The organism is Siccirubricoccus phaeus (genome assembly GCF_008360935.1).
Classification (GTDB): Bacteria; Pseudomonadota; Alphaproteobacteria; order Acetobacterales; family Acetobacteraceae; genus Siccirubricoccus; species Siccirubricoccus phaeus.
This window is the reverse complement of sequence record NZ_SRXO01000022.1, coordinates 23,815-49,001: the sequence shown is the minus strand read 5'-3', so window position 1 is coordinate 49,001 and position 25,187 is coordinate 23,815. Positions and strand designations below refer to the sequence as shown.

General features: G+C 73.0%; 21 protein-coding genes. 4 read left to right on the top strand and 17 right to left on the bottom strand.

Translation table 11 applies throughout. The annotated features are described in order from the left end of the window. Nucleotides 1–114 precede the first annotated feature (114 nt). Both E5N76_RS23690 and E5N76_RS23685 read right to left on the bottom strand, forming a co-directional pair. Nucleotides 115–1,590, bottom strand: coding sequence for an FAD-containing oxidoreductase (locus E5N76_RS23690; protein WP_149539797.1), 1,476 nt, complete (start codon nt 1,588–1,590; stop codon nt 115–117). A gap of 355 nt (nt 1,591–1,945) precedes the next feature. Next, entirely contained in the window at nt 1,946–3,775 is a 1,830-nt protein-coding gene (locus tag E5N76_RS23685) for an AI-2E family transporter (protein ID WP_149539796.1), read from the bottom strand. 174 nt (nt 3,776–3,949) lie between these two features. Here E5N76_RS23685 and E5N76_RS23675 point away from each other — a divergent pair, with 174 nt between their 5' ends. Further along, entirely contained in the window at nt 3,950–6,595 is a 2,646-nt protein-coding gene (locus E5N76_RS23675) for a mechanosensitive ion channel domain-containing protein (RefSeq protein ID WP_187830350.1), read from the top strand. Between the two features lie 257 nt (nt 6,596–6,852). On the opposite strand, the gene E5N76_RS23670 is transcribed toward E5N76_RS23675, so the two are convergent. The 5 genes from E5N76_RS23670 to E5N76_RS23650 form a co-directional block, all read right to left on the bottom strand. Continuing rightward, nucleotides 6,853–7,158 (bottom strand): AzlD family protein, encoded by a 306-nt coding sequence (locus tag E5N76_RS23670; protein ID WP_149539793.1) that lies wholly within the window; start codon nt 7,156–7,158, stop codon nt 6,853–6,855. Beyond that, entirely contained in the window at nt 7,155–7,883 is a 729-nt protein-coding gene (locus tag E5N76_RS23665; protein ID WP_235907847.1) for an AzlC family ABC transporter permease, read from the bottom strand. The genes E5N76_RS23670 and E5N76_RS23665 overlap by 4 nt, the downstream gene beginning before the upstream one ends. Before the next feature lie 187 nt (nt 7,884–8,070). Then, nucleotides 8,071–8,592 carry a GNAT family N-acetyltransferase gene (locus E5N76_RS23660; protein WP_149539792.1) on the bottom strand — a complete coding sequence of 174 codons (522 nt, stop codon included), beginning with the start codon at nt 8,590–8,592 and terminating at the stop codon, nt 8,071–8,073. Between the two features lie 16 nt (nt 8,593–8,608). Then, on the bottom strand, nt 8,609–10,543 hold the full coding sequence (gene acs, locus E5N76_RS23655; RefSeq protein ID WP_149539791.1) for an acetate--CoA ligase: 1,935 nt from the start codon (nt 10,541–10,543) through the stop codon (nt 8,609–8,611). A 337-nt stretch (nt 10,544–10,880) separates the two neighbouring features. Then, the gene (locus E5N76_RS23650) at nt 10,881–11,345 is read right to left on the bottom strand and encodes a GlcG/HbpS family heme-binding protein (RefSeq protein WP_149539790.1); all 465 of its coding nucleotides are present in this window, start codon (nt 11,343–11,345) and stop codon (nt 10,881–10,883) included. Between the two features lie 82 nt (nt 11,346–11,427). Between E5N76_RS23650 and E5N76_RS23645 the strand changes: the two genes are divergently transcribed. Continuing rightward, nucleotides 11,428–12,012 (top strand): RecX family transcriptional regulator, encoded by a 585-nt coding sequence (locus tag E5N76_RS23645; protein ID WP_149539789.1) that lies wholly within the window; start codon nt 11,428–11,430, stop codon nt 12,010–12,012. A 217-nt stretch (nt 12,013–12,229) separates the two neighbouring features. On the opposite strand, the gene E5N76_RS23640 is transcribed toward E5N76_RS23645, so the two are convergent. Together E5N76_RS23640 and asnB are read right to left on the bottom strand one after the other, a co-directional pair. Next, the gene (locus E5N76_RS23640; RefSeq protein WP_187830349.1) at nt 12,230–13,750 is read right to left on the bottom strand and encodes an oligosaccharide flippase family protein; all 1,521 of its coding nucleotides are present in this window, start codon (nt 13,748–13,750) and stop codon (nt 12,230–12,232) included. A 53-nt stretch (nt 13,751–13,803) separates the two neighbouring features. After that, nucleotides 13,804–15,729 carry an asparagine synthase (glutamine-hydrolyzing) gene (gene asnB, locus E5N76_RS23635; protein ID WP_149539787.1) on the bottom strand — a complete coding sequence of 642 codons (1,926 nt, stop codon included), beginning with the start codon at nt 15,727–15,729 and terminating at the stop codon, nt 13,804–13,806. 236 nt (nt 15,730–15,965) lie between these two features. Between asnB and E5N76_RS23630 the strand changes: the two genes are divergently transcribed. Further along, the gene (locus tag E5N76_RS23630; protein WP_149539786.1) at nt 15,966–16,148 is read left to right on the top strand and encodes a hypothetical protein; all 183 of its coding nucleotides are present in this window, start codon (nt 15,966–15,968) and stop codon (nt 16,146–16,148) included. A gap of 233 nt (nt 16,149–16,381) precedes the next feature. Here the strand turns inward: E5N76_RS23630 and E5N76_RS23625 are convergent, their stop codons facing one another. From E5N76_RS23625 to sdhC, 4 genes are all read right to left on the bottom strand, one after another. Further along, nucleotides 16,382–17,164 (bottom strand): succinate dehydrogenase iron-sulfur subunit, encoded by a 783-nt coding sequence (locus tag E5N76_RS23625; protein WP_149539785.1) that lies wholly within the window; start codon nt 17,162–17,164, stop codon nt 16,382–16,384. A gap of 84 nt (nt 17,165–17,248) precedes the next feature. Continuing rightward, nucleotides 17,249–19,057: a succinate dehydrogenase flavoprotein subunit gene (sdhA, locus tag E5N76_RS23620; RefSeq protein ID WP_149539784.1), complete on the bottom strand. Its 1,809-nt coding sequence runs from the start codon at nt 19,055–19,057 to the stop codon at nt 17,249–17,251. A gap of 29 nt (nt 19,058–19,086) precedes the next feature. Beyond that, nucleotides 19,087–19,473 carry a succinate dehydrogenase, hydrophobic membrane anchor protein gene (gene sdhD, locus E5N76_RS23615; RefSeq protein ID WP_149539783.1) on the bottom strand — a complete coding sequence of 129 codons (387 nt, stop codon included), beginning with the start codon at nt 19,471–19,473 and terminating at the stop codon, nt 19,087–19,089. Between the two features lie 13 nt (nt 19,474–19,486). Beyond that, complete coding sequence (gene sdhC / locus E5N76_RS23610; protein WP_149539782.1) at nt 19,487–19,933, bottom strand: succinate dehydrogenase, cytochrome b556 subunit; 447 nt, start codon at nt 19,931–19,933, stop codon at nt 19,487–19,489. 179 nt (nt 19,934–20,112) lie between these two features. Here sdhC and E5N76_RS31135 point away from each other — a divergent pair, with 179 nt between their 5' ends. Continuing rightward, nucleotides 20,113–20,244, top strand: a complete 132-nt coding sequence (locus E5N76_RS31135; RefSeq protein WP_268921325.1) for a hypothetical protein — start codon at nt 20,113–20,115, stop codon at nt 20,242–20,244. Between the two features lie 247 nt (nt 20,245–20,491). Here E5N76_RS31135 and E5N76_RS23605 read toward each other — a convergent pair whose 3' ends face one another. The 4 genes from E5N76_RS23605 to E5N76_RS23590 all read right to left on the bottom strand — a co-directional run bounded on the left by E5N76_RS23605 (nt 20,492) and on the right by E5N76_RS23590 (nt 25,116). Further along, on the bottom strand, nt 20,492–20,806 hold the full coding sequence (locus E5N76_RS23605) for a DMT family transporter (RefSeq protein WP_149539781.1): 315 nt from the start codon (nt 20,804–20,806) through the stop codon (nt 20,492–20,494). A gap of 134 nt (nt 20,807–20,940) precedes the next feature. Further along, nucleotides 20,941–21,954, bottom strand: coding sequence for a zinc-dependent alcohol dehydrogenase (locus tag E5N76_RS23600; RefSeq protein ID WP_149539780.1), 1,014 nt, complete (start codon nt 21,952–21,954; stop codon nt 20,941–20,943). A 208-nt stretch (nt 21,955–22,162) separates the two neighbouring features. After that, nucleotides 22,163–23,350 (bottom strand): MFS transporter, encoded by a 1,188-nt coding sequence (locus E5N76_RS23595; protein WP_149539779.1) that lies wholly within the window; start codon nt 23,348–23,350, stop codon nt 22,163–22,165. Continuing rightward, entirely contained in the window at nt 23,347–25,116 is a 1,770-nt protein-coding gene (locus E5N76_RS23590) for an ABC transporter ATP-binding protein (protein ID WP_149539778.1), read from the bottom strand. Before E5N76_RS23590 ends, E5N76_RS23595 begins: the two co-directional genes overlap by 4 nt. Nucleotides 25,117–25,187 lie beyond the last annotated feature (71 nt).

Here is a 25,187-nt window from a genome sequence, read left to right as displayed (position 1 = left end):
CGGACCCCGCCATGAGTCGGCAGGTTGAACCGTCCGGTGCAGAACTCGCACCGGGGTCCGGGGCCAGGTCCTGGCCTCGGCAGCGCCCCTGCCGGGGTCCGGGGGCGGAGCCCCCTACCGCCCCGGCCGCCCGATCCGCGATTCCGGCGTATGCGAAGGCGGGTCGCTCGCCGGGAAGCTTTCATCCACCGCCTCGTCCACCGGGTCCGGCGCGTCCGCCGGGCCCAATTCCGTCACCAGGGTGGGCAGCAGCTCCGCCACCGTCGGGTGGATCGGCATCATCTCCCGCAGCAGCGTCGCCGGGGCGCGGGCCTTCATCAGCGCCACCACCGTATGGATCGCCTCGTCCCCGCCCGGGCCCAATATGGCGGCGCCGAGGATGGCGTCGCTCGCGGCATCGACCACGATCTTCATCAGCCCGGCCGTCTCGCCCTTCTCCCGCGCCCGCGCCACCCGGCGCATCGGCCGCAGGCCGACGCGCACGCGGTGCCCTTCCGCCCGCGCCGCCGCCTCCGTCAGCCCGACGCGGCCGAGCGGCGGGTCGGTGAACAGGGCATAGGCCATCACCCGGTCCTTCAGGCTGCGCTTCGCTCCGTCCAGCAGGTTGGCGGCGAGGATCTCGTAATCGTCCCAGGCGGTGTGGGTGAAGGCGCCGCGGCCGTTGCAATCGCCCAGCGCCCAGATGCCGGGGACATTGGTCGCCAGCCCGTCATCCACGACGACATAGCCGCGGGCATCCAGCGCCACGCCGGCGGCGTCCAGCCCCAGCTCGTCGGTATTGGGCCGCCGGCCGGTCGCCACCAGCAGGTGGCTGCCGAGATGCTCGCCGCCGGCATGGCTCAGCCGCACGCCCTCCGGCGCCGGCGCCGCGGCGAGGCCGGTGGCGCCGGTCAGGATCTCCACCCCCTCGGCGCGGAGGAAGTCGGCGATCGCGGCGGAGATGTCGGCATCCTCCCGCGGCAGCAGATGCGGCGCGGCCTCCAGCACCGTGACGCGCGAGCCGAAGCGGCGGAACATCTGGGCGAATTCCAGGCCGATATAGCTGCCGCCCAGCACCAGCAGATGCGCCGGCAGCGTCCGCAGCGCCTGGATGCTGGTGCTGGTGAGGACGGGCACGCCCTCCAGCCCCGGCACCGGCGGCAGGGCCGGCCGGCCGCCGACATTCAGCATGATCCAGGGGGCGGCGAGTTTCTCCCCTGCCACCTCCACCGTATGCGGGGCGGTGAAGCGGGCATGGCCCATGATGACCTCGAGGCCCCCGGTGCCCTGCAGCCAGGCGGTGAGGCCCTGGCGGGATTCCGCCACCACCGCGTCCTTCCGCGCCATCACCCGGGCGAAATCCACCCGCACCCCGCCTGGATCGCCGCCCCCTGGCAGCACCACGCCGTATTCCGCGGCGCGGCGGGCGATCTGCGCGGCGGCGGCGCTGGCCACCATGGTCTTGGTGGGGGTGCAGCCGGTGTTCACGCAGGTGCCGCCCAGCGCCTCCCGCTCCACCAGCGCCACGCGGCGGCCGGTCTGCGCCAGGCGCACCGCCAGCGAGGGTCCCGCCTGGCCACTGCCGATGATGATGGCATCGAATTCCCGCATTTGCACCCTCCGCTTGCCGCGAACCGCTCCCGGCCGAGAAGTGGGGGCGATGCCGGTCTTTGTCTTGTCGGATTTTCCGCGCCTGCCGAAGGGCAGGCCGGCTTTCACGCGAAAGACTTGGCGGCTCGTCGCCCTTCGGGGGGAGCGGCACCGGGCAAGCTGGCGCTCTCGCCCGCGTCTGGTCCCGCAACGATCAAAGCCTAGGCACAGGTTGGCGAATGCAACCCACGGGTCGAAGACTCACACCGGGGTCCGGGGAGGGGTCCCCTCCCCGGCGGGGGTTTGGGGGCGGAGCCCCCAATCTTCCCCGGCGATTTTGCGCCTTCCGAAGCCAGTGCCCTGGGGCGCGGCCCGTTCACGCCGGCGCCGGCGCCAGCCCGGGCGGTTCCTCCGCCGGGGCGTGGGATACCGCCCCCGCCGCGGGCGCCAGCCCGGCCAGCCCCACCACCTGCGCCAGCACCGCCCCCAGCCGATGCGCCAGCAGCGGCGGCGGCCCGCTTTCCGCCCGCAGCGCCGCGGCCAGCGCGCCCTCCCCCTCCCGCGACCAGGCCAGCACCAGGTAGGGCACCCCCGGCAGCCGCCGCCGCGCCCGGCGCAGCAGGTAGCGCGCCGCCGCCGCGCTGCCCCCACCCTCCATCAGGCAGAGGCAGACCAGGCGCGGCGGCGCACCCTCCGCCGCCTCCCCGCCCAGCCGCACGCCGAAGCCGCGCCGCGTCAGCACCAGGGCCAGCAGCATCGCCGCCTCGGCATCGAAGGGGCCGCGCCCGGGCAGGCAGAGCACCGCCCCCGGCGCCTGCCAGGCCTCCGGCAGGGGCGGCGCATCCGCCTCGTCCTCCTCCTCCGCCAGATCCTCCGCCAGCAGGCCGAGGCTGCGGTCCAGCGCCGCCCGGCGGTCCGGCGCCAGGGCGCCATGCGCCGCATCCTCCTGCGCCAGCACCAGGGCGGGCAGCGCCACCTCGTCCAGATAGGCGGCCAGCGGCCGCTCTCGCAGGCAGCGCTCCGCCTGCTCCGCCAGCGCATCCGCATCGCCGGCCAGGGCCCGCTGGTAGAAGGTCTCCTCCGGGTCGAGAGGCGGATCGTCGCCCAGCATCACCTCGAGGAATTGCAGCCTTTCCACATGCCGCCCCAGCACCACCAGGCAGACGGTCAGCGGCACGGAGAGCAGCAGCCCCACCGGCCCCCAGAGCCAGGTCCAGAAACTGGCCGCGGCGATGACGGCGATGGGGGAAAGGCCGGTGGAATGGCCGAAGACCAGCGGCTCGAACACCTGGCCCATCATGGCCTCGCCCACCCCGAAGAGGATGGCGACGGTGATGAGCATCCCCCAGCCCGGATCCACCGCCAGCGCCAGCGCCAGCGGCCCGGCCACGGCAATGAAGGTGCCGATGAAGGGGATGAAGCGCATCGCCGCCGCCACCACGCCCCAGAGCAGCGGGTTGGGGATGCCGATGCCCCAGAGCGCCAGGCCCATAGCGACGCCGAAGCCGGCATTCAGCCCGGTCTGGGCCAGGAAGAAGCGGGAGAGGCGCCAGGCCGCGTCGTCCATCGCCGCCATGGCGCGGTGCAGGTCCCGCGCCCCGGCCAGGCGGATCAGCCGGTCCCGCAGATCCTCCCGGTAGAGCAGGATGAAGATCAGCAGGATGACGACGATGCCGGCGGTCGCCAGCGGGCCGAGCAGCGGCTCCGCCAGGCGCTGCAGCATGTCGAAGGGGGTGGGGTCGGGGCTGTGCAGCTCCACCGGGATGGGCCGCTCCGCCCCGCGGCCGGAGAGCGGGGCGGGCGGCGCGGCGTGGCGGCCGAGCTCCGCCAGCAGCGCCTGCAGCTTGCCGACCCAGCCGCCGAGGCCGGCCAGCTTCTCCCCGACCGTCGCCTGGTAGCGGGGCAGGTTCTCCGCCAGGCTGCTCGCCTGGCCGCCGATCAGCGTGGCGAGGCCGGTGAGGAGCGCGACGGTGGCCAGCACCACCAGGACGACGGCGGCGATGCGCGGCACCGCTACGCGCCGCAGCGCCCGGACCAGCGGCGCCAGCACGAAGGCCAGCAGCACCGCGAGGGCGAGGGGGATCAGCAGCTCCCGCGCGAAATACAGCACCGCGACGGTGAGGATGACGCCCTGCAGCAGCGGCAGCGTCGGCCCCGCGGGGCCGGCGGTAAGGGCGCGGCGTGGCGGGCGGGCGGGGTCTGGCATGGCGGGGCGGGCGGCCTCCCGGCCGGGGATCGGCCGCCGGTTCGGAACGCCGCCGGCATGCCGCGGTTCGTGCCGGCAGGGGCGGCGGGCGGGAGGGCCGGCCGGATCACAGGAAGTTGCTGGAACCCAGCCGAGACTTGACCGGGACGGGCCGATCGGGTTGCTGCCGCGGCCATGACCCTGCTTCGCCTTCTCCTCACCCTGCTGCCGCTGCTCTGCGGGGCGCTGCCGGCCGCGGCGCAGCCGGCCCGGCCGGCCGGTACCCTGACGGCCGAGGATATCGACCGCCTGACCTCGCTGCTGGAGGACGAAGGGAGGCGGGCGGAATTCCTCCGCACCCTGGAAGCCCTGGCGGCGGCCAGCCGCGCCCAGGCCGGGGCGGTGGGGGAGGGCACGGCGGCACCGGCGCCGGCCCCGACCCCGGTGACGCGCGGCGGCACGGCGGTTGGCGAAGGGGCGGAGGCGGAAGCGGTGCCGCCGGGCGGCGGCGTTCAGGCGCCGGCGCCGGGAGCTGCCCGGCCCGGCGCCCAGCCGGCTGCCCCTCAGGCTGCCCCTCAGGGTGGCCCTCAGGCGGCCGCGCCCGCGGCCCCTGGCCGCCCCGCCGCCCCGGCGGCGGAGGCCGAGGCCGCGCCGCCCCAAAGCGCCGCTGCCGGCACCGCTCCTGGGGCCCCTGCCGGCGGCGCCCCTGGCGGCGCGCCCGCCCGCGGCGCCGCCCCCCAGGGCGCGGCCGCGCCGGCGCCTGCGGCCGCCCCCGCGGCTCCCGCACCCACACCCGCTCCGGCGACGCCGGCCCCCGCGGCCACGCCGCCGGCCGAGGATTCGATCATGGCCCCGAACACCATCGGGGCCCAGCTTCTCCTCGCCCTCTCCACCCGGCTCTCCGGCCTCTCGGATTCGCTGCTGCGGGCAGCGCGGACGGTGGCGGACCTGCCCAGCCTGCTCGCCGCCATCGGCGCCCTGGCGCAGGACCCGGTGACCCAGCGAAGGCTGCTGGACGCCGCCTGGAAGCTCGTCCTGCTGCTCGGCCTCGGCCTGGTGGCGGAAGCGGCGGTCAACCGCGCCGTCGCCCGCCCCCGGGCGCGGCTGGATGCGCTGGCGCCGGCCATCGACGCCCGCTGGCGCTTCCTCCGCCGCCTGCCGCTGCTGATCGGCCGGCTGATCCTGGACCTGCTGCCGATCGCCGCCTTCGCCATGGCGGTCTACGGGCTGTTCGGCCTGGTGAACCCGCTGCCCACCACCAAGCTGGTCGGGCTGCTGCTGGCGCATGTCTACATCCTGGCGCGCGGCGCCTTCGCGCTCGCCTGCATGCTCTTCTCCCCGGCCTCCAACCATCTCCGGCTCATCCCGTGCTCGGATGCGCTGGCGGTCGCCGCGCTGCGGTGGATCCGGCGGCTGATGCTGGTCGGCGTCGGCGGCTACGCGCTGGCGGAGGCGGGGCTGTTCTTCGGCCTGCCCTGGTCGGCCTATGACGCCATCCTCAACCTCACCCTCCTCGTCATCTCCCTCATGCTCGTCCGCCTCGTGCTGCAGCAGCGGGAGCCGATTTCCGCCGTGCTGCGCGCCGCGCCGATCGAGCCGGGGGAGGAGCCTTCCGGCTCCCGCCTCGCGCTGCGCGGCCTGCGCAACCAGCTCGCCGAGGTGTGGCATGTGCTGGTCATCCTCTGGCTCGTCGCCTCCTGGATGGTCTGGGCGCTGGCGCTGGAGAACGGCTTCGAGCGGCTGCTGATCGGCACGCTGCTGACGCTGCTCGTCATCGGCCTGGCCAAGGCGCTGGACGAGGGCGTCGGCCGGCTGACCGGCAAGCTGCTGCACCCTTCGCCCGAGCTGGCGAAGCGCTGGCCCGGCCTGCCCACCCGGGCGGCGACCTATGTGCCGCCGCTCCGCCTCGTCGCCTCGCTGCTGCTCGGCGCCATCGCCCTGGTGCTGGTGCTGGAGGTCTGGGGCCTCGGCAGCCTCGCCTGGTTCGCGGAGGGCACGCTCGGCCACCGGCTGCTGGCGACGCTGCTGAACATCGGCGGCACGCTGGCGCTGGCGCTGGTGGTGTGGGAAATGGCGAACAGCGCCATCCAGCGCCGGCTGGTGCGGGCGCGGGACGTGCAGGCGGTGCGCAGCGCGCGCGTCCGCACCCTGCTGCCCATGCTGCGCACCGTGGTCGGCGTGGTGATCCTGGTCTTCGTCGTGCTGAACGCGCTGTCCCAGGTGGGGGTCAATGTCGCGCCGCTGCTGGCCGGCGCCGGCGTGGTCGGCCTGGCCATCGGCTTCGGCTCCCAGACCCTGGTCAGGGACGTCATCACCGGCGTCTTCCTGCTGCTGGAGGATGCCGTCGCGGTCGGCGACGTGGTGAATGTCGGCGGCAAGGGCGGGGTGGTGGAGCACCTCTCCATCCGCTCCATCAAGCTGCGGGACGGGGATGGCGCCATCCACATCGTGCCCTTCTCCGCCGTCACCACCGTCACCAACAGCACGCGGGACTTCGCCTTCGCGATGATCGACATCCTGGTGGATTACGACACGGATACGGATGTCGCCGGCACGGCGATCAAGGAGATCGTCACCGGCATGCGCGGCGAGGCGCGGTGGCAGACGGCGATCCGCGACGATTTCGACCTCTGGGGCGTGGACAGCCTGGGCCAGCTCGGCGTGCAGATCCGCGGCCGGGTGCGGACCGAGCCGAGCCAGCGCTGGCCGGTGCAGCGCGAGCTGATGCGGCGGATCAAGCGCCGTTTCGAGGAGATGGGCATCGACCTCGCCCGCCAGGTCATGGCGCCGCATCTCTGGCGGACGGGCCGGCCGCCGGCGGAGGAGAAAGCAGCGGAATGAGTCCAGCGGCGCTGATCGCCGGCGGTCCCGGGCGCCCCTCGAAGCTGCCTGCACGGTCTCCTGCCGGTCAGTGAACCGGCTGTTGGCATAGGGCGCGGGCGCGCCGTCGCCGGTGCTTGCGGGACGGCCCGGTGCCGCCGCCCGCCGGGCCTGGGGCCGGTCGGCAGCCAGGCCGCGTTGGTAGAGGGCGCCGCCGCCCGGGGGCGCGACGGGGCGGCGGGGAGGGCGGCGGCGGCGCAGCATGTTGCCGCCGCGCCCTACCCCGCGGCGAGGCGCAGCAGCCAGAGCGTGGCGACGCCCGCCAGGATGGCGAGGACGGTGATGCGGAACCGCGCCTGCACCAGCAGCGCCGCGGCGCCGGCGCCCCAGGCGGGCCAGCCGCCATCGGCGAGGACGGGCGCCAGGAAGGCGACGAAGATGGCGCCCGGCAGATGCGCCAGCATGGCCTGGACGAAGGGCGGCGGGCGGACCACGCGCAGCACCGCATAGCCGCCGGCGCGGCACAGATAGGTGGCCACCGCCATCGCCAGGATGGCGGCCAGCACATCGAGGCGAAGGCTCATCGCGCTGCCCGCAGATCCCTTGCCGCGCCGGCGGCTGCACCGCCCAGGGCGCCGATCAGCACCGGCCAGGGCGCGCCGAGGCCGAGCCCGCCATGCGCCAGCAGCGCCAGCAGCCCGGCCAGGATCCAGGGGAGAAGGTCCGAGCGGCCGCGCCAGATGGGCACCAGCACGGACATCAGCGCGGCGGAGGCGGCGAAGAACACCGGATGCCCGGGCGGCAGGCGGATGGTGCTGGCGAAGACATGGCCAAGGCCGCTGGCCAGCACCCAATTCACCCACATCGCCAGGGCGGCGCCGACCATGAAGCCGGCATCGCGGCGCCCGGCGCGCATCTCCGTCACCATCATGGCGAAGGCGTTGTCCACCAGCAGGGCGAGCGAGCCCCAGAGCCGGAAGCCGTGCAGCCTGTCCAGCACCGGGCCGAGGGCGACGCCCATCGGCGCCAAGCGGAGGTTGATGACGAGGCAGGTGAGGGCGGCGGCGAGGATCGGCGCCGGCTCCTGCCACAGGCCGAGGGCTACGACCTGGCTGCTGCCGGCGAAGACCAGGGCGCTCATCAGCAGGGTTTCGAGGAGGGAGAGGCCCCTGGCATCCGCCGTCATGCCGATGACGAGGCCGAAGGGGATGAGGCCGAGGGTGAGGCCGAGCGCCGCGCGGGCGCCGCGCCGCATGCCGGCGGCGGTGAAGCTGCCGCTGCGCCTGTCCCTGTCCTGTGGCTGCTCCACCCCTGTCCCTCCGCGGCCCCCGGAGGTGATTAGCAAGCGGGGGGCGAGTTGAGAGGTGCAAAGGCCGCGCGGGCGGCATGCCGCGACAGGCGCCGTCGCATGTGCCGCCGTCGATGTCGCCCTTTCCCCGGCCGGTTCTCGCCGCGAACCCGCCAGCGGTTCACGCCAGACGGATGGTGCCCCATGCTCAGCGGATGACCGGCGCTGGCTTTTCCATCAAGGTGCAGGGCAGCAGCAGCCCTGGCTCGATCGCCCAAAGCCGGGCTGCGACGGCCTTGTAGCCGATTGCCTCGTAGAAGGGTCTTGCGTTCCCGCTCGACACCAGGCGCAGCACCGACCGGCCCGCTATCGCGGCGTTCTCCTCCACCGCGGCCATGACCCTTCTGCCGATGCCGCGGCGCGCAAGATCGGGGGAGACGAAGACGGCACGTATCCACCCGACTTCGGTGGCTTCGGCGTCGGGACGCCAGCTTCCTACGGCGACGATGGCGCCAGCCTGGTCCTCCGCGACGAATACTGCCCCCGCGTGGATGAGCAGGCTTTGCGCATCCGCCGCTTGCCAGCGCGCCCAGGCTTCGGCGCCGTCCATGCCGTAATCTGCCGCGGCGAGCGCGAGGATCGCCGCCCGCTGCATGGCTGTCACCGAGGCCAGATCGGCTGCCCGTCCCCTTCGGATCGTCAGGCCGGAGCAGAGTGACCGAAGCATCATCCGGCAGATTCAAGCTCTAGGCCACGCGGTTCGCCACCAGGTCATCCACCACCGCCGGATCGGCCAGCGTGGAGGTATCGCCCAGGCTCTCCGTCTCGTTCGCCGCGATCTTCCTCAGGATGCGGCGCATGATCTTGCCGCTGCGCGTCTTCGGCAGGCCGGGCGCCCATTGGATGGCATCGGGCGAGGCGATCGGCCCGATCTCCTTCCGCACCCAGGCCACCAGCTCCTTCCGCAGCGCCTCGGTGGGTTCCTCGCCGGTCTTCAGCGTGACGTAGCAGTAGATGCCCTGGCCCTTCAGCTCATGCGGCATGCCGACCACCGCCGCCTCCGCCACCTTCGGGTGCGCCACCAGCGCGCTCTCGATCTCGGCGGTGCCCATGCGGTGGCCGGACACGTTGATGACGTCATCGACGCGGCCGGTGATCCAATAATACCCGTCCGCATCCCGCCGCGCGCCGTCGCCGGTGAAGTACATGCCCTTGAAGGTGGAGAAATAGGTCTGGCCGAAGCGCGCATGGTCGCCGTAGATCGTCCGCATCTGGCCCGGCCAACTGTCCAGCAGCACGAGGTTCCCCTCGGTCGCGCCCTCCAGGATTTTCCCCTCGCCATCCACCAGCGCCGGCTTCACCCCCGGCAGCGGCAGCGTCGCGGAACCCGGCTTCTGCGCCACCGCGCCCGGCAGCGGCGAGATCAGGATGCCGCCCGTCTCCGTCTGCCACCAGGTGTCGACGATCGGGCAGCGCTCATCGCCCACCATGCGGTAGTACCAGAGCCAGGCCTCCGGATTGATCGGCTCGCCGACGGACCCCAGGATGCGCAGGGATTTGCGGCTGGCCTTCCGCACTGGCGCCTCGCCCTCCCGCATCAGCGCACGGATGGCCGTCGGGGCGGTGTAGAAGATGTTGACCTGGTGCTTGTCCACCACCTCCCAGAAGCGGCTCACGCTCGGGTAGTTCGGCACGCCCTCGAACATCAGCGTGGTCGCGCCGTTCGCCAGCGGGCCGTAGACGATGTAGGTGTGGCCGGTCACCCAGCCGACATCCGCGGTGCACCAGTAGATCTCGCCCGGGCGGTAGTCGAAGACCAGCTCATGGGTGAAGCTGGCCCAGACCATGTAGCCGCCGGTGGTGTGCAGCACGCCCTTCGGCTTGCCCGTGCTGCCGCTGGTGTAGAGGATGAAGAGCGGATCCTCGGCGCCCATCGGCTCCGGCGGGCATTCGGCGGGCTCCCCGGCGGTGATCGCCTCGTACCAGAGGTCGCGGCCCGCCTGCATCGCCACCTTGCCGCCGGTGTTCTTCACCACAATGACGTGCTGGATGGAGGGGCAGGTCTTCAGCGCCTCATCCGCATTGGTCTTCAGCGCGACGCTGCGACCGCCGCGCCGCCCCTCATCCGCGGTGATCAGCAGCGAGCATTCACTGTCCTGGATGCGGGAGGCGAGGCTGTCCGGCGAGAAGCCGCCGAAGACGATGGAATGGATGGCGCCGACCCGGGCGCAGGCCAGCATGGCGACCGCCGCCTCGACGATCATCGGCAAATAGATGCAGACCCGGTCGCCCTTCTTCACCCCGAGCTTGCGCATGGCATTCGCCAGGCGGCAGACCCGGGCGTGCAGGTCCTTGTAGGTGACCTTGGTGTCGCTCTTCGGGTCGTCGCCCTCCCAGAGGATCGCGACCTGGTCGCCCTTTGTCGCCAGATGCCGGTCGAGGCAGGAGACGGAGGCGTTCAGCACCCCATCCTCATACCAGCGGATGGTGACGTCGCCGGTGAAATCGACGTTCCTGATTTTCGTCGGCGGGGTGATCCAGGCGATGCGGCCCGCCTCCTTGCGCCAGAAGCCTTCCGGGTCGGCTGCCGCCTCGGCGGCCATCGCCTCCCGCTTCGCGGCGTTCACATGCGCCTTGGCGGCGATCTCCGGCTTGATGCCGATCAGGGTGTCGTCGGGCATGCTGGGCCTCCCCCCTTTGGGCGCGGCCGCCGGCGCGACCTGCGCGATGGTCGTAGAGCGTGATCGGTCGAGGTTGAACCCGTGAATCACGCGACAAGACAAAGGCCGGAGCAGGGTCGGCGAGCGAAGGCGAGCCGATCGCGCTCCGGTGCCCCGGCATCGGCTTCGGGGCCGCGCCAGGGACGGTGTTGTGTGGCGGCAGTTTGTCCACGCCGCCTTGGCTTGCGTCAATCGGCGGAACGGCGGGGGCCTCGGAGGGGTTTCCGGCGGCGGCCGCCCCGCGGGCGGACCACCCCCACCCCAACCCTTCCCCGGGCGGGCGGGGGCGGAAGCGAGATCAGGCCGGTTCGCCGGTATCCGCCAGCAGCCCGGCGGCGGCGATGCCGGCCAGCGCCGCCACCTCATCCTGGGCGGAGACATCGCCGCTGATGCCGACGGCGCCGAGGATCACCCCCGCCGCATCCGTCACCAGCACCCCGCCCTGCACCGGCACGGCGCCATAGCCCTTGGCCGCCGTCAGGTCGGACAGCGCGTTGGTGAAGCCCTGCATGGCCGTCGCCCGCCGCGCCAGCTCCCGCCCGCCCACGCCGAGGGAGAGGCAGCCGAAGGCCTTGCCCTGGGCAATCTCCAGCCGCAGCAGGGAGCTGCCATCCTCGCGCTGCATCGCCTTCATCTGCCCGCCGGCATCCAGCACCACCACGGTCAGCGGCAGCAGCCCCAATTCGCGGCCCTTGGCCAGGGCGCCGGCGATGATGGCATTGGCCTGGGCCAGGGTGAGGCCATTGGTCGGGTAGCGTGCCATGCGGTGCGTCTCCTCCGTCGGGGCTTCGCTTGTGCCCGTTCCGCGGCTGCCCGACCAGCCCCCGCCATGGCAGGATGGGGCGATGCGGGAGAGAGCACCGAAGCCGGCCGGCCCGGCCCCGGACGAGGCAGCGCTGCGGGAGGCGGCGCTGGCCCATCTCGCGCGCTTCGCGGCGACGGAGGCCGGGCTGCGCCGGGTGCTGCAGCGCCGGGTGGATCGCTGGGCGCAGCGGGCGGCGGCGGAGGGGCAGGACCCGGAGGCCATCGCCCCGGCGGCAGCGGCTTCGCGTGCCCTGGCCGGGGCGGTGGCGCGGCGCCTGGCCAGCGCCGGGGCGGTGGACGATGCGGCCTTCGCCGAGGCGCGGGCGCGCCGGCTGGCCCGCAGCGGCCGGTCACGCCGCGCCATCGCCGCGCACCTGGCCGGCAAGGGCGTGGCGCAGGCGGTGGCGGCAGCCGCCCTGCCGGATGCGGCGGCGGAGCTGGACGCGGCGCTGGCGCAATGCCGCAGGCGGCGGATCGGGCCCTTCGCGCGGGGGGAGGCAGAGCCGCGGCTGAAGGCGCTGGCCGCCCTGGCCCGGGCCGGCTTCGGGCGCGAGGCGGCGGAGGCGGCGCTGGACATGGCGCCGGAGGAGGCGGAGGCGAGGCTGCTGGTGCGGCGTGGGGGGTGAGGGATTGGGGGCTCCGCCCGTTGGCGGCACTGCCGCCAACCCCGCGGCAGAGGGCGCTGCGCTCTGCACTCCCGCCGGGGACCGGACCGGTCCCCGGACCCCGGTGTGAGTTTCAGGCCCGACGGTTCGGCCTGCGGGGGCGATCCGCGTTCCGTCGGAGCCCTGGGTGGGCAGGTTCAACCGTCGGGTCCTTCGGGGGGCAAAGCCCCCGATCTTCCTACGCCGCCGCCGGCCGTCCGCGCCGCAGCCGCCCCCGCAGCCCCGCCGCCGCCCGGCCGAGCAGCCGCAGCAGATCCGTCTCCGCCCCGTCCGGCCTTCCCAGGCCGAACCACAGCAGCGCCGTCACCCCGCCGAACACCGCGACGCCAAGCCCGACACCCTCCACCAGCCAGGCCAGCGCCGCCGCCACGCTGCCGGGCATGGCAAGCTGGCCGAAGCCCGCCCCCCAAAGCGCCAGCGCCATCAGCCCCGCCGCCAGCGCCGGCCGCCAGAAGCCGCGCAGGATGGCGGCGCGGGAAAGCCCCAGCATCGCCGCCGAGGCCCGCAGCATCAGCACCGCTTCCGCCAGGAAGCCGAGGCAGGCCGCCACCGCCGCGCCGGCCAGGCCGAAGGCGGGGATCAGCGCCGCCATCAGCGCCAGCCGCAGCAGCGTGCCGGCGGCGAAGATGGCGCAGACCTGCCGCATGCGGGACTGGGAGGACAGCAAAGCGTGGCCGATATTGCCGAAGAGATGCGCGATGCCGATGAGGCCGAACATGGCGGTGACCGGCACCGCCGCCTGCCAGGCCGGCCCCGCCGCCAGGTACAGCACCGGCGCGCCGACGAAGGCGATGCCGCAGCCGGCCGGCAGCACCAGCAGCGCCGCCAGGGCCATGATGCGCTGGTAGGATTCGGCCATCGCCGCCGCCCCGCCCTCCCGCCCCGCCACGGCGAAGCTCGGCATGCTGGCCCGGGCGATGGGGGCGACGAGTTCCGAGGCCGGCAGGGTCGCGATCTCCGCCCCGATATTGTAGGCGCCCACCGCCGCCGGCCCCAACATGCGGCCGATGAAGAAGCCATCCGCCCGGTCCCGCACCATCAGCGTGACGATGACCGCCCAGGTCCAGGCCGAAACCCCGACCAGCCCCCGCCAGGCGGCAAGGCCGAGGCGCGGGCGATAGGGGTGCATGACATAGGTCATCGCCACCATCGCCAGCCGGCCGACCAGCAGGCTGCCGACCAGCGCCCAATGGGTGCGGAAGGCCAGGCCGATGCCGATGGCCGTCGCCACCCCCAGCAGCCGCGGCAGGATCATCATCAGGAAATCGGCGCGGAAATCCAGGTCGCGCTGGAATTCCACCGCCCCGGGATTGGCGAAGCCGCCGAGCACCGGCAGCAGCGCCAGCGCCCAGAGCACCGGCTGCAGCCGGGCATCGCCGAAGAAGCCGGCCAGCGGCCCGGCGCCGGCGGCCAGCACGGCGCCGATGGCGAGGCCGCGCAGCAGGTTCAGGGTGAAGACCGTGTCATAGAGCGGGCGGGAGGGCGCCGGCGCCCGGATGATCTGCTGGTCCAGCCCGGCATTCAGGCAGGCATCCAGCGTGGCGCCGCAGGCATAGGCCAGCGCCACCAGGCCGAAATCCGCCGGCACCAGCAGCCGCGCCAGCACCAGCGTGCTGAGGAGGCCGAGCAGCCGGCTGGCCAGCCGCCAGGCGAAGATCCAGCCGGCGCCGAGCGCCGTGCGGGCGAGGATGCTGGCCAAGGGCTCAGCGCCCGCGGCGCCAAGGGGTGGGCGAGGGGGCGGGGCGCGGCATCTCAGGCCCCGACCAGGGCGGGCGGCCGGCCGGCACCCGGCGGCGCCTCGGCGGCGCCGGCGAGGAAACCCTCCACGACCAGCAATTGCCACAGCGGCTGGGTATGGTCGAAGCGGCCGGAGGCATGCTCCTCCGCCAGCAGGGCCAGGGCGGCCGGGTCGAACAGCCCGCTGTCCAGCATCGGGGCGCTGAGCAGCCTCGCCTTCACCTCCGTCCCGCGGCGGCGGAATTCGCCGCCGATGGCGGCGGCGAAGCCACGCTTCGGGCCGAACAGCAGTTCCTCCGGCAGCACCGGCGCCAGGGCCTGGCGCAGCACATGCTTGCCCATTTGGCCCCGCAGCTTCAGCCCGGCCGGCAAAGCGAGACCCCAGGCGACCAGCGAGGGGTCGAGCAGAGGCGGCCGCACCTCCAGCGAGACGGCCATCGCCATGCGGTCCGTCTTCACCAGGATGTCGCCCGGCAGGTAGCTGTGGAGATCGGCGTATTGCGCCTGCAGCAGCCCGTCATCCGGGTCGCATTCCGCCATCAGCGCGGCGATGCGGGCAGCGGGGTCGTGGCCGTCCACCGCCACGCGCTGGGCAGGGGAGAAGAGGCCGCGGCGCCGCTCCTCCGCCACCTTGCAGACCGTGCGGTAATAGCCGAGGGCGGCGTCCAGGCTGAGTTCGGTGAAGGTGGTCCTGGCGCGCAGCCAGCGCGGGGCGCGGTCCAGCTTCGGGTAGATGCGGGCCAGGGTACCGAAGAGCCGGCGGCGGGGGCCGGCGGGCAGCAGCCGGCGCACCGCCTCCGCCATGTGGTGGAAGCGGTAGCGGCGATAGCCGGCGAAGACCTCGTCGCCGCCATCGCCGGAGAGCGCGACCGTCACATGCTGGCGGGCGAGGGTGCAGACCGCCAGCGTGGGCACGGCGGAATGGTCGCCGAAGGGCTCGCCGAACAGCCGCGACTGCTCCCAGGCGGTGGCGAGGTAGTCCGTGGTGCCGGCCTCGGCATGGTGGGCGGTGCCGAAGCGGGCGGCGGTCTCGGCCGCCTGCGGCCGCTCATCCGCGCCGCCGGGGAAGCCGATGGTGAAGGTGGCGAGCGGCCCGGCCTTCGCCCGCGCCGCATAAGCGACGATGGCGCTGGAATCGACCCCGCCGGAGAGGAAGGCGCCGAGCGGCACATCGGCCATGAGCTGGGCCCGCACCGCCTCCTCCAGCCGCCGGGCGAGTTCGGCCGGGGCATCGGCCGGCGCCGGGGCGGCCTGGCGCGGCGCCTGCCAGTAGCGGCGCGGGGCGGGCCGCGCCGCCTCCCCCCGCCGCAGCAGCAGGGCATGGCCGGCGGGCAGCTTGCGGATGCCCTGCCAGATGCAATCCGGGTCCGGGACATAGCCGAAGGCGAGGTAATCCTCGACCGCCACCGGATCCAGCCGCCGCGGCAGGGCGGGGTGGGCCAGCAGGGCGGCGATCTCCGAGCCGAAGGCCAGCGTCCCGTCCGGCAGCCAGGCATAGAGCAGCGGCTTCTCCCCCAGCCGGTCGCGGGCCAGCAGCAGCTCCCCCCGTCCGCGATCCCAGAGGGCGAAGGCGAACATGCCGGAGATGCGGTCCAGCACCCCCGGCCCCCATTGCCGCCAGCCGAGCAGGATGGCCTCGGTATCCGAGCGGGTGCGGAAGCGGTGGCCGGCGGCTTCCAGCTCCGGCCGCAGGGCGAGGTGGTTGTAGATCTCGCCGTTGAAACAAAGCGTGACCTCGCCATCCTCGGAGGTCATCGGCTGATGGCCGCCGGCGAGGTCCACGATGGCCAGGCGGCGATGGCCGAAGGCCAGGTGCGGCTCCAGATGGAAGCCCTCGCCATCCGGCCCGCGGTGGCGGACGGCATCGGCCATGCGCTGCACCAGGGCGCGGGGCGGCAAGCCCGGGTCATGCGGGTGGAACAGGCCAACGATGCCGCACATGAAGGGAAGATCCTCCGCCCGAAATCGCTTCGGGGTGTTAGCGCGTTCGGGCCGGGAGCGCACCATATGGCATGGGGCGGCCCGGCCTCACGCTGCCGTCATGCAACGAAGCCGTGATTAAGCCCTTCTTCATTGCCGGGGGGTAAACCGGGTCCAGGCGGCGCCGCAAGGGTGCCTGGCTCCGGAGCGGTCCCCCGGCGCGCCCGCCAAGGCCGCGCCCGATGAGGAGCCGTCCCATGTTCCGTCCTTCCCAATCCCGCAGCAGCGCCCTGGCGAAGCCGGGGGGAGAGGCCGCAGCGCTGGGCCTGGGCGGCTGGCCGGACCGGCTGCCCTGGCCGGTCGCCGGGCTGGTGATTGCCGGCCTGGCGCTGGGGTTCTGGGCGGCGATCATCGCGGCCCTGGTGCGGATTCTCGGCTGAGAGCCTGCCGCAGGAGCGTCCGGCAGCGGGTCGGCGGGGCTTTCCGTTCTGGCCAGGGGGGAGCCGCCGGGACGCGCCACAGGCCCTCCTGGCGGCAGGCTCCGAGAACAGGGCGAGGGCGGAACGCCCCTGCGGGTGCCGCCCGTTGTCCTGCCACGGCTTTGCCGCGGCAGGCGTCGAGGGAGAGTTCGGCGCCCCACGGAACCGCCGAGCGGTTTCGTGGGGATCGGGGGTCAGCCCTGCCGCTCCACCATCATCTGCTTGATCTTGCCGATGGCGGCCGCCGGGTTCAGCCCCTTCGGGCAGGTCCGGGCGCAGTTCATGATGGTGTGGCAGCGGTACAGCCGGAACGGGTCTTCCAGATTGTCCAGCCGCTCGCCCGTCGCCTCGTCGCGGCTGTCCGCGATCCAGCGATAGGCCTGCAGCAGCACCGCCGGGCCCAGATAGCGGTCGCCATTCCACCAATAGGACGGGCAGGCGGTGGAGCAGCAGAAGCAGAGGATGCATTCCCAGAGGCCGTCGAGCTGCGCCCGCTCCTCCTTGCTCTGCAGCCGCTCGCCATCCGGCGGCGGCGGGGTGTCGCTCTTCAGCCAGGGCTCCACGCTGCGGAGCTGGGCGTAGAGCTGCGAGAGATCCGGCACCAGATCCTTCACCACCGGCATATGCGGCAGCGGGCTGATCTTCACGTCGCCGGTCACGTCCTCGATGGGCTTCAGGCAGGCAAGGGTGTTCAGCCCGTCGATATTCATGGCGCAGGAGCCGCAGATGCCCTCGCGGCAGCTCCGGCGGAAGGTCAGGGTGGTGTCGACCTCGTTCTTGATCTTGATGAGGGCGTCGAGGACCATCGGCCCGCATTTGTCGAGGTCGATCTCATAGGTATCGGTGCGGGGGTTGGCGCCGCTATCCGGATCCCAGCGATAGATCTTGAAGGATTTGACGTTCTTCGCCCCCGGCTCCGCCTTGTAGGTCTGGCCGGTGGTGATGGTGGAATTCTTCGGCAGGGTGAACGTGGCCATCAGGCGAAAGCTTTCCTTCGAAGATCGGGGGGCGGCGACGGCGGGGCGACGCGCGCGGCGCCGCCCTGCCCCGGGATCGATGCGCTAGTAGACGCGGGCCTTGGGCGGGAAGACCTGCACCTCATTGGTCAGGGTGCGCATCTTCACGTCGCGGTAGTCGAGCTTCACCGTGCCTTTCTCGTCGACCCAGGCCAGGGTGTGCTTCATCCAGTTCGCGTCGTCGCGCTCCGGATAATCCTCCTGCGCATGGGCGCCGCGGCTTTCCTTGCGGGCCTCGGCGCCGACGATGGTCGTCATGGCGTTGCCGAGGAGGTTGTCCAGCTCCAGCGCCTCCATCAGGTCGCTGTTCCAGATCAGGCTGCGGTCGGCGATGCGGATGTCGCTGTAGCCGGCCTGCACCTTGTGCATCTTCTCCACCCCCTCCTTCAGCAGCTCGGAGGTGCGGAAGACCGCGGCATGGGTCTGCATGGTGCGCTGCATGTTGATGCGGAGGTCGGCGACCGAGGTGCCGCCCTTGGCGTTGCGCACGCGGTCGAGGCGGTCGAGTGCCTTCTCCCCCGCGCCGGCCGGCAGCGGCGCCTGGCTGGCGCCGGGCTTCACGATCTCCGCCGCGCGATGCGCCGCGGCGCGGCCGAACACGACGAGGTCCAGCAGCGAATTGGTGCCGAGCCGGTTGGCGCCGTGGACGGAGACGCAGGCCGCCTCGCCCACCGCCATCAGGCCGGGCACCACGCGATCCTGGTCCTGCGCCGTCGGGTTCAGCACCTCGCAATGGATGTTCGTCGGGATGCCGCCCATGTTGTAGTGGACGGTCGGGAGCATCGGGATCGGCTCCTTCGTCACATCCACGCCGGCGAAGATCTTCGCCGTCTCGGAGATGCCCGGCAGCCGCTCATGCAGGATCTCGGCGCCCAGGTGCTCCAGGTGCAGGTGGATGTGGTCCTTCAGCGGACCGACGCCGCGGCCTTCCCGGATTTCCATCGACATGGCGCGGGAGACGACGTCGCGCGAGGCCAGATCCTTCGCCGTCGGCGCGTAGCGCTCCATGAAGCGCTCGCCCTCGGAATTGGTCAGGTAGCCGCCCTCGCCGCGCGCCCCTTCCGTCACCAGGCAGCCGGAGCCGTAGATGCCGGTCGGGTGGAACTGGACGAACTCATTGTCCTGCAGCGGCAGGCCGGCGCGCAGCACCATGCCGCCGCCATCGCCGGTGCAGGTATGGGCGGAGGTGCAGGAGAAATAGGCGCGGCCATAGCCGCCCGTCGCCAGCACCGTCTGCTGCGCCCGGAAGCGGTGGATGGAGCCATCCTCCAGGTTCCAGGCGATGACGCCGCGGCAGGCGCCTTCCTCCATGATGAGGTCGAGGGCGAAATACTCGACGAAGAATTCGCAATTATGCTTCAGCGACTGCTGGTAGAGCGTGTGCAGGATGGCATGGCCGGTGCGGTCCGCCGCGGCGCAGGCCCGCATCGCCGGCTCCTTGCCGTATTCCTTCATGTGGCCGCCGAAGGGGCGCTGGTAGATCTTGCCGTCCTCGGTGCGGGAGAACGGCACGCCGTAATGCTCCAGCTCGATGATCGCCGGGATGGCCTCGCGGCACATGTATTCGATGGCGTCCTGGTCGCCGAGCCAGTCCGACCCCTTCACGGTGTCGTACATGTGCCAGCGCCAGTCATCCTCGCCCATATTGCCGAGCGCGGCGCCGACGCCGCCCTGGGCGGCCACGGTGTGCGACCGCGTCGGGAAGACCTTGGTGATGCAGGCGGTTTTCAGCCCCGCCGCGCCCATGCCGAAGGTGGCGCGCAGCCCGGCGCCGCCGGCGCCGACCACCACCACGTCGTAGGTATGGTCCACGATGCGGTAGGCACCGCGGGAAGGCTGAGAGATCGCGTTCATGGTCCGGTCTTCCTATCCCGTCGCGGCGCTCAGATCGCGATCCGCAGCACCGCCAGCGCGGCGGCCAGCGCCAGCAACCAGCAGATGGCGCGGATCGTCAGGATGGCACCCAGCTTGGCCCATTCCGAATTCACATAATCCTCCACCACCACCTGCAACCCTGCCGCGGTGTGGTGGAAAGCGATGCCGATGGTCGCCAGCAGCAGCACGGCATTCACCGGCTGGCCGATCCAGGCGATGGCGCTGCCATAGCCCTCCCCGGCCAGCAGGGCGGCGGAGAGGGTGAACCACAGCATCAGCGGCAGCAGCGCCATGGAGGTAACGCGCTGCATCCACCAATGATGCGTCCCCCCCTTGGCGGAGCCGAGGCCGCGGACGCGGCCGAGCGGGGAGCGGAGGGTGGTGTTGGTGGCCATGTCTCTCTTCCCCTCAGCCCCAGGCGATGATGGCGATGAGCCAGGTGAGCAGGGTCGCGACCCCGGTGCCGATCAGCACCGCCCGGCCGCTGCGATAGGTGGTCGGGATGTCGTAGCCATGGCCGGCATCCCAGGCCAAATGGCGGATGCCGTTCAGGGTATGGAACCAGGCGGCGGCGGAGAGGCCGAACAGGCCGAGCATGCCGATCCAGGAGGAGAGGAACCACTGCACCGTGGCGAAGGCGGAGGGGCCGGCGGCGGCGGCCACCAGCCACCAGACCAGGATCAGCAGGCCGATCGACCAGACGACGCCGGTGATGCGCCCGCTGATGGAAAGGGCGCTGGTCATCTGCATCATGTCGTACACCTGCAGATGCGGCGAGAGGGGCCGGCGGATGGGCGTGCCATCCGTGCGGCGACCGATCATGGTCGCCTCGCGCGAATCCTGCATGATGGACATGGAATCTTGCACTCCGGCCATGGGGCGCGCCGGGACAGGACGGGCGCGCCGTGCTGTGGGTTTCTATGGCCCCCCACGGCAAAGCGTCAATTGCGGGGGGGATGGTTCCTTCCGGGGCCGGGGCGTTATGTAAGAATATTTTCCTTTATAGCCTGGCCTGCGCGGGGTATATTCCTGGCATGACCACGGCGCAAGACCCCAAGCCGGAGCCTCGGCCGCTTTCCGCCCGGCTGCTGCCGTGGGTGGAGGCGCTGTACAAGCTCGTCCTCGCCACCTCCGCGCTGATCGCGATCTGGAAGGCGTTGCACTAGAATCCCAGGAAGCCGCTGCGCGGCTTCCTGGGGTTCCGATTGGCCGGTTGCCGGAGGCGTCGCACAGCCCGGCGCGGCAAAGCCGCGCCGGGGCAGCGGGCGGTCCGGGTTCCGCATGGGAGCCGTGCGGCGGCGGGGCGCGGCTCAGCCGGGCGACCAAGGCCTCACATCCCCCGTCGCGGCAAGGCTGCGCCGAGGCAACAGGCAGTCCGGTTCCGCATGGGGCCTTGCGGCGCCGTGGCGCGGCTCAGCCGGCGGCCTTCAGCCCGGCGACGCCGGCCAGGATCAGTACCAGGCAGAGGATGCGCAGCGCGCTCGCCGGCTCCCCCTCCACCGCCATGCCCCACACCGCCGTCCCGAAAGCGCCGATCCCCACCCACACGGCATAGACCGTGCCCATCGGCAGCAATTGCAGGGCACGGGACATGCAGTAGAAGCTCACCCCCATGGCCGAGAGCGTCGCCAGGCTGGGCCAGAGCCGGGTGAAGCCCTCGGTGTATTTCAGCAACACCGCCCAGAGGATTTCCAGCCCGCCGGCCACCGCCAGCCACGCCCACGCCATGCTCCTGCTCTCCCGGCCGGGCAGCGCCGTCCTGGGGCCGCCGCCCGGCGGAGATGGCGCCGGCGGCAGCGGGCCGCCACCCCATGCACGGGCCGGCGCCGCCGGCGGCCGCACGGCGGGGGCGGCAGCGGGCCTCAATCCAGCTTCAGCACCACGCGGCCGTCGATCCGCCCCGCCTCCATCTCGGCGAAGACCGCGTTGACGTTCTCCAGCCGGTCCCAGGCGAAATGCGGCATCACCACCCCTTCCCCGGCGAAATCCAGCGCCTCCTCCAGATCCTGCCTGGTGCCGACGATGGAGCCGCGGACGGTGATGCGCTTCAGCACCGTGTCGAAGATCGGCAGGGCGAAGCGGCCCGGCGGGAGCCCGACCAGCGCCATGGTGCCGTGCGGCCGCAGCACGCCGAAGGCCTGCTCGAAGGCGGCGGGGGAAACGGCCGTCACCAGCGCGCCGTGGGCGCCGCCGATCCGCCGCTGCAGCTCCGCCGCCGGGTCCGCGTCCCGCGCATCCACCGTGATCTCGGCGCCGAGGCTGCTGGCGAGCAGCAGCTTCTCCGGGTGCACGTCGATGGCGGCGACATGCATGCCCATGGCCTTGGCATACTGCACCGCCATGTGGCCGAGGCCGCCGATGCCGGAGATGGCAACCCACTCGCCGGGCTTCACCTCCGTCTCCTTCAGCCCCTTGTAGACGGTGACGCCGGCGCAGAGGACGGGGGCGGCGGGGCCCCATTCCAGCCTCGCCGGCAGGCGGCCGACATAGGCGGGGTCGGCCAGGGCGTATTCGGCGAAGCTGCCATTCACCGAATAGCCGGTGTTCTGCTGCGCGCCGCAGAGCGTCTCCCACCCCGTGCGGCAATGCGGGCACCAGCCGCAGGCGGTGTGCAGCCAGGGGATGCCGACGCGGTCCCCCTCCTTCACCCGCGTCACCCGGCTGCCGGTGGCGGCGACGGTGCCGACGCCCTCATGGCCGGGGATGAAGGGCAGGGCGGGCTTCACCGGCCAGTCGCCCTTCACCGCGTGGAGATCGGTGTGGCAGACGCCGGTGGCGGCCAGGCGCACCAGGATCTGGTCCGGGCCGGGCTCGGGGATGGGCAATTGCTCGATGGCGAGAGGCTGGCCGAAGGCGCGGGCGACGGCGGCTTTCATCACGGCGGCGTTACTCCTTGGGTGGGGCCAAGGATGGCCGGCGCGGGGCTGGTGTCGCTGATTTGCGTCAAAACGGGTGTCGAGGGCCGAAGGCCCTGGACCCCTCGAGTTTTGCCGTGGGACCGTCGGGTCTGAAATTCATGGTTTCCAAAGGCCCTTCGGCCTTTGGTGGGTGGGGTTCGGGGGAGGGCAAAGCCCTCCCCCGACACTATCTCCGCCCCAGCGGCACCAGCGCCAGCAACGCAACCGCCATGAACCCCGCCGCCGCCAGGATCGGCGCCTCCGGCGCGCCCGTCGCGTCGCGCAGCCACCCCGCCAGCGGCGGCATCAGCGCCATGCCCGCATAGAACAGCGTGTAGTACACCCCCACCCCGAAGGGCCGGCTGGACGGCGGCAGCACCCGGCCGAGCTGCGCCATGATCAGCGCCGCCGGCGGTGCCGAGATCAGCCCATAGGCCGCGAGGCACAGCAGCGCCGGCGCCCCCGCCACCCAGGCCAGCAGCGCCGCGATGCAGGCCAGGATGCAGGCCGCGCAGACCAGCAGCGGCCGCCCGAACCTCTCCCCCAGCGCCCCGCCCAGCGGCAGCAGCGGCAGGATGGCGAAGCCGATGAGGGAGGCGACCGCCCCCGCCTCCGCCGGCGCCGCGCCGCGCGCCACCAGCAGCGCCGGCCCGAAGCCCAGCGCCACGGCGAAGCAGGCATTGTAGCTGGCCCAGGCGACGCCCACCGCCAGCAGCCCCGGCCATTCCCCGCGCTGCAGTGGCGCCATCCGCGGCGCCCCCTGCCCTGCCGCTTCGGCGGCGCGCGGCGCCCCCGGCACCGCCCACCACAGCGCCGGCAGGGCCAGGGCCGGCAGCAGCGCCGCCGCCAGCAGCCCCAGCCGCCAGGCCTCGCCGAACAGCGGCAGCAGCAGCAGCGCCAGCCCGATCCCCGCCGGCCAGGCGGCGAGCATCACGCCCATGGCCGGCGCCACCTCCCTGCCCTGGAACCGGTCCAGCACCCGCTTGGCGCAGATGATGGCGAGCACGCTCGCCCCCCCGCCGGCCACCAGCCGCCCGGCCATCGCCACGCCGAAGCCCGGCGCCAGGGCCAGCGCCAGCCCGCCCGCCGCCATCAGCGCCAGGGCGCCGAGCAGCGCGCGCCGGTCCCCGACGCGGGCGATGAGCCACCCCGCCGGCAGCGCCACCAGCACGCCGACCAGGGAATAGGCGCCGATCAGGCTGCCCAGCTCCGCGTAATCCGCCGCCAGCACGCCCAGCAGCAGCGGCCCCAGCGCCCCCACCGACTGGAACTGCACCCCCATGCCGGTGCGCGCCAGGCTGAGCAGGGAAAGCTCCAGCCAGCGATGCCGCAACGGCGCGGCCCCGGCGGCGGGAGCGGCAGAAGGCGCGCTCACGCCGCCGCCGCCGGCTCGGCGCCGAAGGCCTGGGTGCGGACCAGGCGGGCATAGAGCCCGTCCCGTGCCATCAGCTCGGCATGGGTGCCCTGCTCCACCGCCCTTCCGCGCTCCATCACCACGATGCGGTCGGCCTCCCTGACCGTCGCCAGCCGGTGGGCGATGACCAGCGTGGTGCGGCCCTGGCGCAGCCGGGCCAGGGCCTGCTGCACCAGCGCCTCGTTCTCGGCGTCCAACGCGCTGGTCGCCTCGTCCAGCAGCAGCACGCGCGGGTCCCGCAGCAGGGCGCGGGCCAGGGCCAGGCGCTGCTTCTGCCCGCCGGAGAGCCGCCCGCCGCCGGGGCCGAGCGGCGTCGCATAGCCCTGGGGCAGGGCGGCGATGAACTCATGCGCCGCGGCGGCGCGGGCGGCCGCCTCCACCTCCGCCGGCGTCGCGCCCGGCCGGCCGCAGGCGATGTTGGCGAAGGCGGTGTCGTCGAAGATCACCGCCTCCTGCCCGACATAGGCGATGGCGTCGCGCAGGCTGGCCAGGGTCACGGCGCGGACATCGGCGCCGTCCATCAGCACCGCGCCGGCGGTCGCGTCATAGAGCCGCGGCACCAGCGCCAGGGCGGTGGATTTGCCGGCGCCGGAAGGGCCGACCAGCGCCACCGTCTCGCCCGGCGCCGCGGCGAAGGAAAGCCCCTCCAGCGCCGCATCCGCGGTGCCTTCATAGTGGAAGCCCACCTCGCGGAACTCCACCCGCCCCTGCCCCGGCGGCAGCGTCACGGCGCCCGGCGCATCGGCGATGCGGCGCGGCGTGTCCATCACCGCGAAGACGCGGGAAAGCCCCGCCAGCCCCTCCTGCAAGGCGGCGTTCAGCGAGCCCAGCGCCCGCACGGGGCGGGAGGCGATGAGCAGCGCGGCGACGAAGCCGGTGAACTCCCCGATCGTCCCCTGCCCCTGGGCGACCCGCCAGCCGACGAAGGCGAGCACGGCGGCGACGGCGACGCCGCCCAGCGCCTCCAGCATTGGGTCCAGGCTGGCCCGCGTCCGGGCGATGGAGAGCAAGGCGGCGCGCAATTGGGCGAAGCCGCGCTCCGCCCGCGCCTCCTCCGCCGCCTCCAGCCGGAAGGCGCGCACCACCCGGGCGGCGCCGAAGCTTTCCGTCAGCCGCGCCGCATTCTCCCCCATCCGGTCCTGCATCCCGCCCGAGGCGCGGCGGATGCGCTTGCCGAGCCTGAGGATGGGCAGCACCGCGATCGGGTACATGGCGGCGGCGATGAGGGACATCTGCCAGTCCAGCCACACCATGGAGCCGACAAGGCCGACCACCGTCAGCACATCCGCCCCGCCATTGATGGATTTGGTCAGCGCCTCGCGGATCGCCGCGGCATCCACGGTGAAGCGGCTGGCATGCCGTGCCGGGGCCTCGCGCGCCACCTCGGCCAGGTCGGCCCGGGTCAGGGCGCGGAACAGGTCGGTCTGCAACGCCTCGATCACCCGCAGCACCACCGCCTGCACCGAAACCGCCTGGCCGTACTGGGCGACGGCCTTCAGCCCGGTGACGAGGATGATGGCGACCGGGATCATCCAGGCGAGGCCGCTTTCCCCGGCCGAGAATCGATCAAAACCCTGCTGGATGACGATGGGGTAGAGCGCCGTCAGCCCCGACAGCGCCAGGGTGAAGAGCAGCGCCAGCAGGATGCCGCCGCGATGCGGCGCCAGGTAGCTCCGGGCAAGGCGGCGCAGCAGCGCCTGGGCGGAGGCGTCAGGGGCAAGGGCCATGGCGGCGGTTTAGCCGGACCGGGGGCTTTTGGGAAAAGCCGTCTCGGCCGGCGCCCCGCCACCCCGCCGCG

Coding starts and splice junctions, on each gene's coding strand:
- E5N76_RS23645 (WP_149539789.1), top strand. CDS start 11,428: ATGCGGGAGAGAGCACCGAAGCCGGCCGGCCCGGCCCCGGACGAGGCA.
- E5N76_RS23605 (WP_149539781.1), bottom strand. CDS start 20,806: ATGGCGTGGGCGTGGCTGGCGGTGGCCGGCGGGCTGGAAATCCTCTGG.
- E5N76_RS23590 (WP_149539778.1), bottom strand. CDS start 25,116: ATGGCCCTTGCCCCTGACGCCTCCGCCCAGGCGCTGCTGCGCCGCCTT.
- E5N76_RS23630 (WP_149539786.1), top strand. CDS start 15,966: ATGTTCCGTCCTTCCCAATCCCGCAGCAGCGCCCTGGCGAAGCCGGGG.
- sdhA (WP_149539784.1), bottom strand. CDS start 19,057: ATGAACGCGATCTCTCAGCCTTCCCGCGGTGCCTACCGCATCGTGGAC.
- E5N76_RS23685 (WP_149539796.1), bottom strand. CDS start 3,775: ATGCCAGACCCCGCCCGCCCGCCACGCCGCGCCCTTACCGCCGGCCCC.
- E5N76_RS23600 (WP_149539780.1), bottom strand. CDS start 21,954: ATGAAAGCCGCCGTCGCCCGCGCCTTCGGCCAGCCTCTCGCCATCGAG.
- E5N76_RS23660 (WP_149539792.1), bottom strand. CDS start 8,592: ATGATGCTTCGGTCACTCTGCTCCGGCCTGACGATCCGAAGGGGACGG.
- E5N76_RS31135 (WP_268921325.1), top strand. CDS start 20,113: ATGACCACGGCGCAAGACCCCAAGCCGGAGCCTCGGCCGCTTTCCGCC.
- E5N76_RS23650 (WP_149539790.1), bottom strand. CDS start 11,345: ATGGCACGCTACCCGACCAATGGCCTCACCCTGGCCCAGGCCAATGCC.
- asnB (WP_149539787.1), bottom strand. CDS start 15,729: ATGTGCGGCATCGTTGGCCTGTTCCACCCGCATGACCCGGGCTTGCCG.
- E5N76_RS23675 (WP_187830350.1), top strand. CDS start 3,950: ATGACCCTGCTTCGCCTTCTCCTCACCCTGCTGCCGCTGCTCTGCGGG.
- E5N76_RS23625 (WP_149539785.1), bottom strand. CDS start 17,164: ATGGCCACGTTCACCCTGCCGAAGAATTCCACCATCACCACCGGCCAG.
- sdhD (WP_149539783.1), bottom strand. CDS start 19,473: ATGGCCACCAACACCACCCTCCGCTCCCCGCTCGGCCGCGTCCGCGGC.
- acs (WP_149539791.1), bottom strand. CDS start 10,543: ATGCCCGACGACACCCTGATCGGCATCAAGCCGGAGATCGCCGCCAAG.
- sdhC (WP_149539782.1), bottom strand. CDS start 19,933: ATGTCCATCATGCAGGATTCGCGCGAGGCGACCATGATCGGTCGCCGC.
- E5N76_RS23670 (WP_149539793.1), bottom strand. CDS start 7,158: ATGAGCCTTCGCCTCGATGTGCTGGCCGCCATCCTGGCGATGGCGGTG.
- E5N76_RS23690 (WP_149539797.1), bottom strand. CDS start 1,590: ATGCGGGAATTCGATGCCATCATCATCGGCAGTGGCCAGGCGGGACCC.